The 14,304-nt window shown below is 71.9% G+C and carries 10 protein-coding genes; 6 read left to right on the top strand and 4 right to left on the bottom strand.

Annotation, left to right across the window (positions count from 1 at the left end; all coding sequences use genetic code 11):
- The first annotated feature begins 269 nt into the window (after positions 1 to 269).
- The 3 genes from ACFWBT_RS16520 (at position 270) to ACFWBT_RS16510 (ending at position 4,000) form a co-directional block, all read left to right on the top strand.
- Positions 270 to 1,904 carry an ABC-F family ATP-binding cassette domain-containing protein gene (locus tag ACFWBT_RS16520; RefSeq protein WP_385700533.1) on the top strand — a complete coding sequence of 545 codons (1,635 nt, stop codon included), beginning with the start codon at positions 270 to 272 and terminating at the stop codon, positions 1,902 to 1,904.
- A 129-nt stretch (positions 1,905 to 2,033) separates the two neighbouring features.
- On the top strand, positions 2,034 to 2,810 hold the full coding sequence (ddaH, locus tag ACFWBT_RS16515) for a dimethylargininase (protein WP_385700530.1): 777 nt from the start codon (positions 2,034 to 2,036) through the stop codon (positions 2,808 to 2,810).
- 212 nt (positions 2,811 to 3,022) lie between these two features.
- Positions 3,023 to 4,000 carry an acyl-ACP desaturase gene (locus ACFWBT_RS16510; RefSeq protein WP_385700527.1) on the top strand — a complete coding sequence of 326 codons (978 nt, stop codon included), beginning with the start codon at positions 3,023 to 3,025 and terminating at the stop codon, positions 3,998 to 4,000.
- A 181-nt stretch (positions 4,001 to 4,181) separates the two neighbouring features.
- Here ACFWBT_RS16510 and ACFWBT_RS16505 read toward each other — a convergent pair whose 3' ends face one another.
- Both ACFWBT_RS16505 and ACFWBT_RS16500 read right to left on the bottom strand, forming a co-directional pair.
- A complete protein-coding gene (locus tag ACFWBT_RS16505) occupies positions 4,182 to 7,805 on the bottom strand; it encodes a hypothetical protein (RefSeq protein WP_385700524.1) in 3,624 nt (1,207 codons plus the stop codon).
- Between the two features lie 101 nt (positions 7,806 to 7,906).
- Positions 7,907 to 8,152: a WhiB family transcriptional regulator gene (locus tag ACFWBT_RS16500; protein WP_385700523.1), complete on the bottom strand. Its 246-nt coding sequence runs from the start codon at positions 8,150 to 8,152 to the stop codon at positions 7,907 to 7,909.
- Positions 8,153 to 8,422: 270 nt separating this feature from the next.
- Here ACFWBT_RS16500 and ACFWBT_RS16495 point away from each other — a divergent pair, with 270 nt between their 5' ends.
- Complete coding sequence (locus ACFWBT_RS16495; protein ID WP_385700521.1) at positions 8,423 to 9,214, top strand: VOC family protein; 792 nt, start codon at positions 8,423 to 8,425, stop codon at positions 9,212 to 9,214.
- A 289-nt stretch (positions 9,215 to 9,503) separates the two neighbouring features.
- Here the strand turns inward: ACFWBT_RS16495 and ACFWBT_RS16490 are convergent, their stop codons facing one another.
- Positions 9,504 to 10,541, bottom strand: coding sequence for a LacI family DNA-binding transcriptional regulator (locus ACFWBT_RS16490; RefSeq protein WP_385700519.1), 1,038 nt, complete (start codon positions 10,539 to 10,541; stop codon positions 9,504 to 9,506).
- 306 nt (positions 10,542 to 10,847) lie between these two features.
- On the bottom strand, positions 10,848 to 11,879 hold the full coding sequence (gene ligD / locus ACFWBT_RS16485) for a non-homologous end-joining DNA ligase (protein ID WP_351555758.1): 1,032 nt from the start codon (positions 11,877 to 11,879) through the stop codon (positions 10,848 to 10,850).
- Positions 11,880 to 11,953: 74 nt separating this feature from the next.
- Here ligD and ACFWBT_RS16480 point away from each other — a divergent pair, with 74 nt between their 5' ends.
- Positions 11,954 to 13,024, top strand: coding sequence for an ATP-dependent DNA ligase (locus tag ACFWBT_RS16480; RefSeq protein ID WP_385700517.1), 1,071 nt, complete (start codon positions 11,954 to 11,956; stop codon positions 13,022 to 13,024).
- A 177-nt stretch (positions 13,025 to 13,201) separates the two neighbouring features.
- Entirely contained in the window at positions 13,202 to 14,188 is a 987-nt protein-coding gene (locus tag ACFWBT_RS16475) for a DUF3048 domain-containing protein (RefSeq protein WP_385700596.1), read from the top strand.
- The last annotated feature ends 116 nt before the right edge of the window (positions 14,189 to 14,304 follow it).

The raw sequence follows: 14,304 nt of genomic DNA, 5'->3' as shown, positions 1-14,304 counted from the left end.
TAATCCTTTGACAGCCCACCGGGCTGTCCCTACGGTGTACAGCGGTTCTGTTGCCGTCGAATGGAGAAGGACGTTGCTCGTCTGAGGTCTGAGACACCGCGTCACACAGCCGGTTCTGTCCGGCCCACGTGTGCGCAGCGTGCGACCTCGGCGTTCGAGCCGTCCTTCGGTACGGGCCTTCTTCTCGCTCTCCTCCGAACTGGATCGTCGTCGCCTCGCGGTGTCCCGTACGCGTACCCCCGACCGTATCCAGCAACCGCGAGGCCCTCATGTCAACGTTCCCCACCTCCGTCTCCTGCACCTCCCTGTCCTTCTCCTGGCCGGACGGCACCGAGGTCTTCGACGACCTCCAGATCGCCTTCGGACCCGGCACCACCGGGCTCGTCGGCGCCAACGGATCGGGAAAGTCGACCCTGTTGAAGCTCATCGCCGGAGACCTCACCCCTGCCGACGGCACCGTCCGGGTCGCGGGCGAGGTCGGCCATCTGCCGCAGAACGTCACGCTCGACACCGCCCTGCGGGTCGACGAGGCACTCGGCATCGCCGCCACCCGCGCCGCCCTGCACGCGATCGAGGCGGGCGACGCGGCGGAGGAGCACTTCGACGTCGTCGGGGACGACTGGGACGTCGAGGAGCGGGCCCGCGCGACTCTCGGCGAACTCGGCCTAGGACACATCGAGTTGGACCGCACGATCGGCGAGGTGTCCGGCGGCGAGTCGGTGCTCCTGCGGCTGGCCGCGCTCCTGCTGCGCCGGCCCGACGTCCTGCTCCTCGACGAACCCACCAACAACCTCGACCTGTACGCGCGGCAGCGGCTGTACGCGGCCGTGGAGGCCTGGTCCGGGGTCATGATCGTGGTCAGTCACGACCGCGAACTGCTGGACCTGGTCGACCAGATCGCCGATCTGCGGTCCGGTGAGGTCACCTGGTACGGCGGGAACTTCTCCGCGTACGAGGACGCGCTCGCCGGCGAGCAGGAGGCGGCGGAGCGCATGGTGCGCGTCGCCGAGTCCGATCTGAAGAAACAGAAGCGCGAACTGGTCGACGCTCAGGTCAAGTTGGCCCGGCGCAAGCGCTACGGCCAGAAGATGTTCGAGCAGAAGCGTGAGCCGAAGATCGTCATGGGTGCGCGCAAGCGGGCGGCCCAGGAGTCCGCGGGCAAGCACCGCATCATGCACGAGGAGAGGCTGAGCGAGGCGAAGGAGCGTCTCGACGAGGCGGTGGAGGCCGTACGGGACGACGACGAGATCAGGGTCGACCTGCCGTACACGGCCGTTCCGCCGGGGCGCACGGTCCTCACCCTCGACCGGCTGGAACTGAGGTACGGCGCACGGGTGGACGGCATGTTCGATCTACGCGGGCCCGAGCGGATCGCGCTGATCGGGCGCAACGGAGCGGGCAAGACGACGCTCCTGCGCACGATCGCCGGGGAACTGGACGCCGTGTCCGGTGAGGCACGCGCCCATGTGCCGCTGCGCTTCCTGCCCCAGCGGCTCGACGTTCTCGACGACGGGCTGACCGTCGCCGAGAACGTGGCCCGGTACGCGCCGGCCGCCACCAACAACCGGATCCGGGCGCGGCTGGCCCGCTTCCTGTTCAAGGGTGCGAAGGCCGACCAGCGGGCGGAGACGCTCTCCGGCGGCGAACGCTTCCGCGCGGCACTCGCGGCCCTGATGCTGGCCGACCCCGCGCCGCAGCTCCTGATGCTCGACGAGCCGACGAACAACCTCGACATGGCGAGCGTCCGTCAGCTCACCACGGCTCTGGAGTCGTACGAGGGGGCCCTGATCGTCGCGAGTCACGACATGCCGTTCCTGGAGTCGATCGGCATCACGCGACGACTGCTGCTGGAAGGAGGAGAACTGAAAGAAATCGCCGCGGAAACTGTCGGGTATCCCTCCTAGTGCGGGAGGCGGGGGCGGCCTAGCGTCGGGGGTGGGTGGCGCCCGACGTCAGGCCGGGGGGCTTTTGCGCGCGCGAACCGCGCTGCATGATGTTGCGCCGACACCCCCTGCCGATTCGGAGACCCACCCGTGCCCAGCCAGAAAGCGCTCGTACGCAGGCCCAGCCCCCGCCTCGCCGAGGGGCTGGTGACGCACGTGGAGCCGGCGGAGGTGGACGTCGACCTCGCGGTCGAACAGTGGGAGGCGTACACCGAGGCGCTGCGCACGCACGGCTGGGAGACGGTGGAGGTGGACCCGGCGGAGGACTGCCCGGACTCGGTGTTCGTCGAGGACGCCGTCGTCGTCTTCCGCAACGTCGCCCTGATCGCCCGCCCCGGCGCCGAGTCCCGGCGGGCCGAGACCGCGGGCGTCGAGGAGGCCGTGGCGCGTCTCGGCTGTTCGGTGAACTGGATCTGGGATCCGGGCACCCTCGACGGGGGCGACATCCTGAAGGTGGGCGACACGATCTATGTGGGCCGCGGCGGCCGCACGAACGCGGCCGGGGTCCAGCAGCTGCGGGCGGTCTTCGAACCGCTCGGGGCGCGGGTCGTCGCGGTCCCCGTCAGCAAGGTGCTGCATCTGAAGTCGGCGGTCACCGCACTGCCCGACGGGACGGTGATCGGGCACGAGCCGCTGGTGGACACCCCCTCGCTCTTCCCGCGCTTCCTGTCGGTACCCGAGGAGTCCGGGGCGCACGTGGTTCTTCTGGGCGGCGGCAGGCTGCTGATCGCGGCCAGCGCCCCCAAGACCGCGGAGCTGCTCGCGGATCTCGGCCACGAACCGGTTCCGGTGGACATCAGCGAGTTCGAGAAACTCGAAGGCTGTGTGACATGCCTCTCGGTCCGACTTCGGGAGCTGTACGCCTGAACGAGTGACCGAGACATCCGTCCACCCCCGCGACCTCGCCGTCCGGGCGCCTCCGGCGTGAGTCGGGGACGTCCGGGACCGCCCTCGAAACACCGCTGATCAGCGGTGTTTACGGGGACCTTAACCTACGGTGTCGTAACCTACGGAGACGTAGCCTACGATGCCGTAGGTTAGCTTTCCGCTCGCTGTCCCCGTCCCTCCCTGGAGCACCCGTGACGATCACTTCTCCTCACCTCGGCAGCCCGTCAGCCGCCTGGACCGACGCTCGCCTGCTGTACGCGTTGGAGGAAGTGGTCGAGACGGAGCTGAACCGCCATCTGAAGGTGGCCAAGGACTGGATGCCGCACGAGTACGTGCCCTTCAGCGACGCCCGCAACTTCCCGGGGATCTTCGAGGACGGCGAGGCCTGGGACAAGGAGCAGTCCAAGGTCACCGAGATCGGCCGGATCGCTCTGGTCGTCAACCTCCTCACCGAGGACAACCTCCCGAGCTACCACCACGAGATCGCCTCCCTCTTCGGCCGTGACGGCGCCTGGGGCACCTGGGTGCACCGCTGGACGGCGGAGGAGGGCCGGCACGGCATCGTGATGCGCGACTACCTGCTCGCCTCGCGCGCGGTGGACCCGGACAAGCTCGAAGCGTTCCGGATGCAGCACATGAGCGAGGGCTTCGAGTCGGACAACCGCCACTCGATGCTGCACTCGGTCGCGTACGTCGCGTTCCAGGAGCTGGCGACCCGCATCTCGCACCGCAACACCGGTCACCAGTCGGGCGACCCGGTCTGCGACCGGATGCTGGCGCGCATCGCGACGGACGAGAACCTGCACATGGTCTTCTACCGCAACCTCCTGAAGGCCGCGTTCGAGCTCGCCCCCGACCTGACCATGCAGGCCGTCCGTGACGTCGTCGTCAACTTCCGGATGCCCGGTCACGGCATGCCCGGCTTCGAGCGCATGGCCGCGCAGATGGCCATCGGCGAGGTCTACAACATGCGCATCCACCACGACGACGTGCTCCAGCCCGTGCTGCGCCACCTCAGGGTCCTGGAGATGGACGGCCTCGGACCCGAGGGCCTCCAGGCGCAGGAGGAGCTCGGCTTCTTCATGGGCGGCCTGGACTCGGAGGCCTCGAAGTTCGACGAGAAGCTCGCCGCCCGCAAGGCCCGTATGGCGGCCCGCGCGAGCGCGTAGCTCCTCCCGCCGGCGCCCGGCTCCGGCTAGCCCGCGCACACGGCTCGGTCGCCCCTACGGCCGCCCCGCTCCGACACGCGGCTCCGCACTCAGCCCCCGGCTCACACCACCCCGCCTCACGCGGGGACGTGACCAGGGGCTCGCGCGTGTCCGGACGGGCGCCGAGGCGGGGCGCAGCCGTTCACTCCTGGGCGGTCAGCCGGTTCAGCGCGGCGTCCCTGACGTCGGGTACCGGGTGGCGGCGCAGGGCTCTCAGGCGGTCCCTCCAGGGGGCGGCCCAGCCCGTACGGGTGCCGATCGCGGCCGTCACGGCCACGGCGAGAAGCCCCTCGGCATGGCCGCCGTGGGCCGCGAGGCGCCGTACGGCGTCCAGGAGCGCGTCGGGGTCGCCGGCCCGCGACCGCAGCCGGGTCTCCAGGTCTTCGGCCGTCCGGACGGCGAGGGCCGGGCGGCCGGTGGTGAGGGCCGCCAGCCGCTCCAGCCACCGCGGGTCCGTGTCCAGGTCCAGATGGGTCACGGCGAGCGCGGCGGCCTGCGGCACGAAGGCGTCGTAGCGGGCGAGCAGTTCCACGGCGGCCAGGGCGGCGGGGCGGACCGCCTCCGGGTCCGTGGCAGCGCTCCGGCCGAGACAGGCGACGAGGTGGGCGAGGCGCTGCCGGGCGGGCCGGTCCCGCCGCTCCTCCGCGTCGGCGCGGCCCGAGCCCCCCGCTTCCGTCCCGACCAGTGCCTCTGCTCCGGCTCCTGCTCCGGCTCCAGCTCCCGGTCCGACTCCCATTCCTATGCCGGCTCCGACTCCTGCTCCTGCTCCTGCACCGGCTCCGACTCCCGTTCCGGCACCGACTCTTGTTCCTGTTCCGGCACCGACTCCTGTTCCTGTTCCTGTTCCTGTTCCTGTTCCGGCACCGGCACCGGCTCCTGCTCCTGTCGCTGCCCCGGATCCGGATGCCGCCGCTCCGGCCGCTGCCACCGCCCCCGCCGCCGTGTCCGCCTCCGCGAGCGTCTTCAGGGCCCGCTCGAACCCGTCGACGCCTCCCGGCGAGCCCGCCGCCACGGCGACCAGCCCCTGGGCCGCCGCGCGCCAGCTCGTACGGTCCGTGAGGTCCGTGGTGGCCGTGGCCAGGACCGTGGGGGCCTCCGGGGACCACGGAGCCCAGCGGGCGAGGGCGGCGAACGCGAGGGCCGCGGTCTCGGGGTCGTCGGTGGCGGTCACCTCCCGGACCAGTCGGGCGTAGCGCTCGCGATGCGGCTCGGGCAGGTCGAGCGCGGTCACCCGAAGGACCGCGGCGCGCAGCACCGGCTCGGCGCCCGCGGCATCGCGCAGCACGCCCCAGACCGGTTCCTCGTCGAGCAGACCGCCCGTGAAGGCCACGACGGCGGCCCGTACGTCCATGTGGGCGCCCGGGACGGCGTACGCCTCGGTCAGCAGCTCGGCCGCGCGTGCTGCCGGAAGCCGGACGGCGGCGAGCCGGGCGGCCTCCTTGCGGCTGGTCACCTTGGTGTCCGGCGCGGACAGCACCGCGCGCAAGGGCCCGGCCAGGCGTGACGGCGCGGCGTACCGGGATGCCCGCGTGGCCGCGTGCACGGCGACCCGCGCCCGGTCGTCGCCCGCGCGGGCCAGCAGCTCGGGCAGCGCGTCGGCGGGCCGGTCGGTGCGGGCGAGGGCGGCCAGGGCCGCTTCGGCGAGCACCACGTCCGGGGCCTTCGTCCAGCGCCGTACGAGCTCCGCGCCGCGGCCGGGGACGAGCGCGGCGAGCGTGAGGGCAGCGGCCCGCTGGTGCAGGGGCGATCCGGCGTCCTCGACCTCCTCGGTCAACTGCCGCACAGCGGCGCACTGTTGGCGCGGCACCCAGCGGCGTACATCGCGGTCCACCGGTGCGGTCCAGGGGGTGCCCCTGGACAGGAAGCGCCCGAACGGCGGGGCTTCGGCGAGCAACGGATCGAGCAGGTCGGTGCGGCGCCGGGTGACGACCTGGAGGACGGGCCACAGTGCGGCCGCCGAGGGTTCCAGGGCGAGGATGCGGGACACCCGCTCGTCCCGGGTCGCGGGCGGCTCCAGCCAGAGATCGACGGCGGTCCGCACCGTGGTGTCGTTGCCGTACCGGATCGCCTGCCACAGCAGTTCCTGGAGTTCCGGCATGCCGGCGGCGCGGCGCCCCACCGCCCGGGCCACGGCGAAGGCGAGGCTGTAGTCGGCCTTCTCGGCGCCCGCCTCGATCCACGGCAGCAGAGCCTCGTACACCTGGTGTTCCTGGCCCCGGCGCAGCTCGGCGTCCAGCCGGCCGAGGTCCGCGCCGCCGGTGCTGCCGGAAATCCGGACCAGGGTGCGCAGCGCCCAGTTCACCAACTCCCTCGATCCGCCCGCCGCATGTTCACGTAGGACGGACAGGGCGAGCACGCTGAGGTGCCGACGGGTGGCGGGCGAGGAGTCGCGGGCCTCGACCGCGTCCGCGGTGATCCGGTCGAGGCAGGGTTCGGCGTCCTCGGTGAACAGTGCGGGCCGCACTCCGGACAGCGCCCCGAGCGCGGCCGAGCGCACCGGGTCCTGTTCGTTGCGCAGCCGCCCCATGTCCTCCAGTACGGAGGTGACGGCGGCGCTGTCCCCGGACCGCTCGGCATTGCGGATGAGCAACGGCCAGGCCTGCGCGCGGTCTTCGGCGGCGGGCCGCCGGGTGGCCTCGTCGAGGCGGTCCCGCACTTCGGCGACGGGCAGGAAGGACTCCGCGAGCAGCAGGGGATACCGGGCGGCGCCGCGTTCGCGCGCCTCGGCTGCCATCCGCCGGGCTTCCTCGGCGACGCAGCTTCTGGGCAGTGCCTCGAGGACGAGTGCGTCGACCGTGCCGGGACCGGCACCGCGGCCCTCCTCGACGGCCCGGTAGAAGGCGTGGCGCCGCGCGGGCGGCAGGGCTCTCAGGAGCGGCGCGAGGTCGCCGGACTCGGCCAGGAACCGTCCGTACGAGATGAGTTCGGGCGCGCCCGAGCGGGCGAGTCTGCGCAGGACGTCCGGCCCCGGTGCCCTGCCGCGGCGGACGGCGGTCTCGGCCGGGGCGAGCAGCAGCCGGAGCAGACGGCTCGCGTCGGCGGTCGCGAACCGCGGCAGGTGGAACCGCAGTTGATGGGGAAGAGTGGCGGGGCCGAGGCGTTCCAGCAGGTCGAGTACGCGGATCGGGTCCGCTGCGACGGCGGCGGACACCCCCGCCGCGTACCGGCTCCACCAGGTGCCGCGCAGCGCTTCGGGCAGCGCGGCCAACTCCGCTTCGGCGACGTCCAGAAGGAGGCCGGGGTGGCGCTCCGCGAGCGTCTTCCAGCCGGTGACGGCGTGGAAGAGCGCGGGCAGCAGTCGGCCGGCCGTACGCGCGGTGCAGCCGGGCAGGAGTCGCGCCGCCTCCGCGTCGCCCCATCGGCTCCGCAGCCCGTCCACCAGCCGGTCGGCGAGCGTGGTGCGCCGACCCGAGACGATCGCGCGCAGCAGCTCCCGGCGAACCGCTTCCGGCGCGTCGTCGAGCGCCGACTCGTAGGCGGAGTCGGGCACATGGAGGCTCTCGGCGACCCGCAGGGCATGCCCGCGCACGAAGGCGTCCGGGTCGGCGATGCGGCCCGCGATCCACTCGGCGTCGCGTCCGACGGACGCCGCGACGATGCCGATCCCCCGCTCGTAGGGGCCGCGCGCGTCGAGTTCCTCGAGCACCGGGCGCGGCTCGTCCATCTCCCGTACACGCAGGGCGAGTTCGCGCATGCGCTGCGGATAGGGCAGCGGATCGAGAGCGTTGAGCAGGCTGTCGACGAGCTGCTGCGGACTGCGGTTCATGCGGGGATTGTGCCTGTCGGCGGTGGAACGGCGAACCGGTTTCCCGGTTGCGGGCGGCGGACGCCCGAGCCATCACCCGCCCGTAAGGGACGGGACCGGCGTCATTCCCTGGCGCGTCGGAGGCCCAGGCGCTCCTTCTCGGAGAGACCGCCCCACACTCCGAAGCGTTCGTCGTTGCTCAGCGCGTAGTCGAGGCACGCGGAACGCATCTCGCACATCCCGCAGATGCGCTTCGCCTCGCGCACTGAGCTGCCCGGCTCGGGAAAGAAGAAGTCCGCCCCCGTCTGCGCGCACAACGCCTGCTGCTGCCAGGCGATGTCGGCCGGAGTGATCGTTTCCAAGTGCATGGTCAGGATCGTGCCTCGCGGCGAAAAACGTTCGATCAACGCGGGATCAACGCCGTGTTCCGAGGCGTCCGGCCGCCCCGATGATGGACCGCGGAAGCGTCCGGGACACGGCGGCGCGCGGTGCGGCGCGCGAACAATACGAATCCCTCCGGCCACCGAGAGTGACGGGGGCCGCCGCCTCGTACGGGCTGCGCGTCCCGGCGGCGATTGTCAGTGGGCGGTGGAAGACTCGGCATCAAAGGCAACGAGATCACCCAAAGGAGGGCAATGATGCTCACCACCCGTTTCGTCAACGGCGCCCCGAACTGGCTGGATGTCGGCACAGCCGACATCGAAGGCGCCACCTCCTTCTACGGAAGCCTCTTCGGCTGGCAGTTCCAGTCGGCGGGGCCCGACGCCGGTGGCTACGGCTTCTTCCAGGTCGACGGAAAGACCGTGGCCGGCGGCATGCAGATCACCGCCGAACAGGGTCCGCCGTCCTGGAACGTCTACTTCCAGACCCCGGACGCCGAAGCCACGGCCAAGGCGGTCGAGCAGGCCAAGGGCACCGTGCTGATGCCGCCCATGGACGTGATGGGCGAAGGCCACATGGCCATGCTCGCCGACAAGGCGGGCGTCATGTTCGGCATCTGGCAGCCGGGCCGGACGAAGGGCCTGGGAATGGCCGGGGACCCGGGCTCGCTGTGCTGGGTCGAGCTCTACACCCCGGACATCGCGGCGGCCGCCGCGTTCTACAACTCGGTCTTCGGCTGGAACACCTCGGCGGTTCCGTTCCCCGGCGGCACCTACACCTGTATCAACCCGGCGGAGACCGAGGTGGAGGACATGTTCGGCGGAGTCGTGCCGCTCGCCGACGACCCGGTCGAGGCGAAGTCCGGTGCGTACTGGCTGCCGTACATCGAGGTCCCCGACACGGACGCCGTGGTCTCCAAGGCCCAGGAGCTCGGCGGCACGGTCCGTGTGCCCGCGACGGACATGGAGGGCGTCGGCCGCGTGGCCAAGCTCGCCGACCCGTACGGGGCCCGCTTCGCGGTGATCAAGAGCGCACCGCGGCAGAGCTGACGTTCCCGGTCGGCGGGATCCGGCCACACGAGGTCCCGCCGATCGCCGTCGCCCCGGGTCGACTCACCGATTCCCCGGGCACCTTGACCCCACACGGGAGTGGGCGAGGAGCGGGAGGGGGCAAGGACAGGAGGGGGGCGAGAACCGGGAGTGGGCGAGGACAAGAGGGGGCGAGAACTGGAGGGGGCGAGAACTGGGAGTGGGCGAGGACGGGAGGGGGGCGATAACCGGAACGGGCGAGGACCGGAACGGGGCCTGACGCCCTCGCGTCGGGCCCGGGGTCAGGGACCTACGCGGAGGCCCGCTTCACGACCGTCGTCGGCAGGACCACGCCGGAGGGTTCGGCCACCTGGCCGTCCGTCGCCGCCCCGCCCTCCAGCCCGCGGATCAGCAGCCGGGCCATCAACCGGCCCATCTCCTCTATGTCCTGACGGACCGTCGTCAGCGGCGGATCGGTCTGCTCGGCGATCGGCAGCATGTCGTCGAAACCGATCACGGCGACGTCCTCGGGCACCCGGCGCCCCTGTTCGCGCAGCACGCGCAGCACACCGAGGGCGGACAGGTCGTTCGCCACGAACACCGCGTCCACGTCGGGGCGGCGCTCCAGCAGTTCCCGCATCGCGCGTTCGCCGCCCGCGGGTGTGAAGTCCCCCTGCGCGACGAGCGCCGGATCGACGTCGGCCATGACATCCCGGAAGCCGTCCAGCCGGTCGACCGCGGACGTCTGGTCGAGGGCACCGGTGATGTGGGCGATGCGGGTCCGCCCGAGACCGAGGAGGTAGCGAACGGCCTGGCGGGCACCGCCCCGGTTGTCGCAGTCGACGTACACCGCCTCACGGACGCCGTCGCCCCAGCCGGGCCGCCCGCCGAACACGGTCGGCACACCCGCGCCGTGGATCAGGCCGGGCAGCGGGTCGTCGAGGTGCAGCGAGAAGACGAGCGCACCGTCGACGTGGCCGCCGGCGAGATAGCGGGCGACGCGCGCGTGGTCGTCGCGGCCCTCCGTGAGCAGCAGCACGAGTTGTGAGTCGTGCGCCGTCAGTTCCTTGCTGATGCCCCGGAGTTGGAGGGCGAAGAAGGGGTCGGCGAAGACTCTGGTCTCCGGCTCGGCGATCACGACGGCGACCGCGTCGTGGCGCCGGGTGACCAGGCTGCGGGCGGCCTGGTTCGGCACGTAGCCGAGTTCTTCGACGGCCCGGCGCACCCGCTCGACCAGCGGCTCGCGGACCCCGTCCCCACCGTTCACCACCCGCGACGCGGTGGCCCGGGAGACCCCGGCCCGCGCGGCCACGGCCTCCAACGTCGGGCGCGACGCTGTCTCGGTCACCTCAGGGCACCTCCTCGGCGGATGCCGATCAGGATAGCCGCGCGGCCGGTCGCTCCGTGAGATCGCTCCCCGATCAACGAAATCGGCTCGAACCGAGCCCAGGATCTCGAACCGAGCCCGGGAAACGGTCGGGGGTGGGCCTGTTCGTCCGGGTCCGCCGGGCGGCCGGCAGGTCAGCGACTCAGCCCGCGCACGTGCGCGTCGGCCACCTGCCGGGCATCGGCGTCACCTCTGGCCGACACCCCACACCCAACGCCCAACACCCCACGGCTCTACGGCTCCACGGCTCCACGGCTCCACGGGCGATCAGGTGCTCGGCGGCTCGGCGTCCTCGTGCTTGGCCCGGCTCGGCTGTACCCGCTTGGGCTCGCCCGGCATCTTCGGGTACTCCGGCGGATAGGGGAGGTCACCGAGGCCGTGGTCGTGCTCGTCACGGCTGGCGAGTTCCAGCAGGGCCTCGAGGGAGAAGGCGTGGTCGTCCATGTCGGCGTGCACATCGCCGAGTTCGGCGAAGCGTGCCGGCATGGTCGCCAGGTCGAAGTCCCGGGGCCTGGCGTCCTCCACCTCGTCCCAGCGCAACGGCGCGGAGACCGGGGCATGCGGGCGGGGACGTACGGAGTAGGCGGAGGCGATGGTGCGGTCGCGCGCGGTCTGGTTGTAGTCCACGAAGATCTTCTCGCCTCTCTCCTCCTTCCACCACGCGGTGGTGACCTGATCGGGCATACGGCGTTCGAGCTCGCGCCCGACGGCGATGGCGGCCCGGCGGACCTGCGTGAAGGTCCAGCGCGGCTGGATCGGCACGAAGACGTGCAGCCCGCGGCCCCCGGAGGTCTTGGGCCAGCCGCGCAGATCGCCGTACTCGTGGAGGACCTCGCGCAGTTCGTGGGCTGCGCGCACCGCGTCGGCGTAGTCGGTGCCGGGCTGCGGGTCGAGGTCGATGCGCAGTTCGTCGGGGCGGTCGACGTCGTCGCGGCGGACCGGCCACGGGTGGAACGTGAGCGTGCCGAACTGCGCGGCCCACAGCACGGCGGCGGGCTCGGTGGGGCACATCTCGTCGGCGCTGCGGCCACTGGGGAAGGTGATGTGGGCGGTCGGGATCCAGTCGGGCATGTTCTTGGGCGCCCGCTTCTGGAAGAAGGACTCGCCGGTCACCCCGTCCGGGTAGCGCTCCAGGGTGGTGGGGCGGTTGCGCAGGGCGCGCAGGATGCCCTCGCCGACGGCCAGGTAGTACTGGGCGAGGTCCAGCTTCGTGAAGCCGCGCTCCGGGAAGAAGATCTTGTCGGGGCTGGACAGACGTACGCTCCTGCCGGCCGCTTCGAGTTCCACCGCATCGCCCATGCGAGCCACGGTAGGCGCAGCACGCATGCCGCGCACACCGGGCGGATGCCCGCGCCGCCGCGCAGAATCGGAGCATGGACCTGCCGGTGATGCCGCCCGTTAAGCCGATGCTCGCCAAGTCCGTCGCGAAGATCCCGCCGGACATGCACTACGAGGCGAAGTGGGACGGTTTCCGGGCGATCGTGTTCCGGGACGGCGCCGAGCTGGAGATCGGCAGTCGCACCGGCAAGCCGCTGACCAGGTATTTTCCCGAGCTCGTCGAGGCGTTGCGGGAGCGTCTGCCGGAGCGCTGCGTGATGGACGGGGAGATCGTGATCGCCAGGGAGGGGCGGCTCGACTTCGACGCGCTCACGGAGCGGATCCACCCGGCGGACTCACGGGTGCGGACGCTGGCCGAGAGGACCCCCGCCTCTTTCGTCGCCTTCGACCTGCTGGCGCTGGCCGAGGAATCGCTGCTCGACGTTCCGCTGGGCGACCGGCGCGCCCTGCTGGTGATGGCCCTGTCCGGGGTGACGGCGCCGGTGCACGTGGCGCCGGCGACCACGGACCGCGAGGTGGCGCAGCGGTGGTTCGAGCAGTACGAGGGGGCGGGGCTCGACGGGGTGATCGCGAAGCCGCTCACGCTGCCGTATCTGCGCGACGAGCGGGCCATGTACAAGATCAAGCACGAGCGGACGGCGGATGTGGTGGTCGCCGGGTACCGCTTCCACAAGAGCGGGCCGGTCGTCGGGTCGCTGCTGCTCGGTCTGTACGACGACAAGGGCACGCTCCAGCACGTGGGCGTGAGCGCCGCGTTCACGATGAAACGGCGGGCCGAGCTGGTGGAGGAGCTGGAGCCGTTGCGGCTGGAGGACGCGGCGGAGCATCCGTGGGCGGCCTGGGCGCAGGAGTCGGCGCACGAGACGGCTCGGTTGCCGGGAGCACCCAGCCGGTGGTCGGCGAAGAAGGACCTGTCCTGGGTGCCGATCAGGCCGGAGCGGGTGGCCGAGGTGGCGTACGACCATATGGAGAACGGCGTGCGGTTCCGCCATACCGCCCGGTTCCGCCGATGGCGCCCCGACCGCACCGCCGAGAGCTGCACCTACGGGCAGCTGGACGAGCCGGTGGGCTATGACCTCGCGGAGATCCTCGGGCCGCAAGGCTGACGCGCGGGACGCGGAACGAGTACCTCCACGGTTCTGTTTCCCCCAGCCCGGGCCTTCCCGCCGAGCCGAGCAGCTCAGTCGACGCGCACAGTCAGAAACGATCGGGCTTGGCCACCGATGAACTGATGAGCGGACAATCGATGGCACGGGACAGGTGGCACGGTGGGCATACGAGAGATGGTGCGGATGCGGCGCGGCGCTTGGGCGGCGGCGCTGCTGGCCGTCACGGTGACGGGCTCCCTGATGACGGGCTGCACCGCGGGGGACGGATCGGGCGGCGGACCGGTCGACGACAGCCGGGCCCCGAGCCGGAGCGACGGTCCGGACCCGAGCGGGAGCGGAGAGCCGGACGCTGGCCCGGTGCTCGCGGTGAAGATCGACAATGTGCCCGCCGCCCGCCCCCAGACGGGGCTGGACGCGGCGGACGTGGTGTACGCGGAACAGGTCGAGGGCGGTCTGAGCCGGCTGATGGCGGTCTTCGCGAGCACCTACCCGAAGGCCGTCGGGCCCGTGCGCAGTGCCCGCGAGTCGGATCTGGAACTGCTGCGGCAGTTCGACGAGCCGACGCTCGCCTTCTCCGGGGCCCAGCGCAAGCTGCTGCCGCTGATCGACGAGGCACCGCTCGATCCCCAGCTGCCGGGAAAGGTGTCCGGCGCCTGGTACCGGGGCGCGGGCAAGGCCGCGCCGCACAATCTGTATCTGCACCCGGAGCGGCTGGTGGGCTCCGCGCCGGGCGACGCCGCGCTGACCACGGGCTTCAGCTACGGTGCGGCGCCCTCGGGCGGCACGCCCGAGACCTCCCGCACCGTGCGCTTCCCGTCGGCCCGCTTCACCTTCACCTGGTCCGCCGAGCGGAAGCGCTGGCTGGTGGCCATGGACGGCACGCCGACGGTGACGACCGAGGGCACCTCGGTGGCCGCGGCGACGGTGGTCGTCCAGTACGTGAAGGTGCGCGAGTCCAAGTACCACGACGTCCTCGGCAACAACTCGCCGTACACGGAGTCGGTGGGCTCGGGCACCGCGCAGGTGCTGCGCGACGGCCGCTCCTTCGACGCGAAGTGGACGCGGTCCGGAGCGGCCGACGGCACACGGTTCACGACGCCGGACGGCGCGCCGATGAACTTCGCCAGGGGCCAGGTGTGGGTGGTCTTCGCCAAGGCCTGAGAACCGCCTGCCCCCGGCAGTCCCTAGTGCCGCGACAGGCAACGTTCGCCCCGTCGCGACTCCCGGCACGCACTCTCGCCGCACCGGCCGAAAGCCCAAGTACATCCAGTACGAGG

This window comes from Streptomyces sp. NPDC060027, assembly GCF_042737005.1.
In the GTDB taxonomy this organism is placed as follows: domain Bacteria; phylum Actinomycetota; class Actinomycetes; order Streptomycetales; family Streptomycetaceae; genus Streptomyces.
This window is presented reverse-complemented; position numbering and strand designations above follow the sequence as displayed.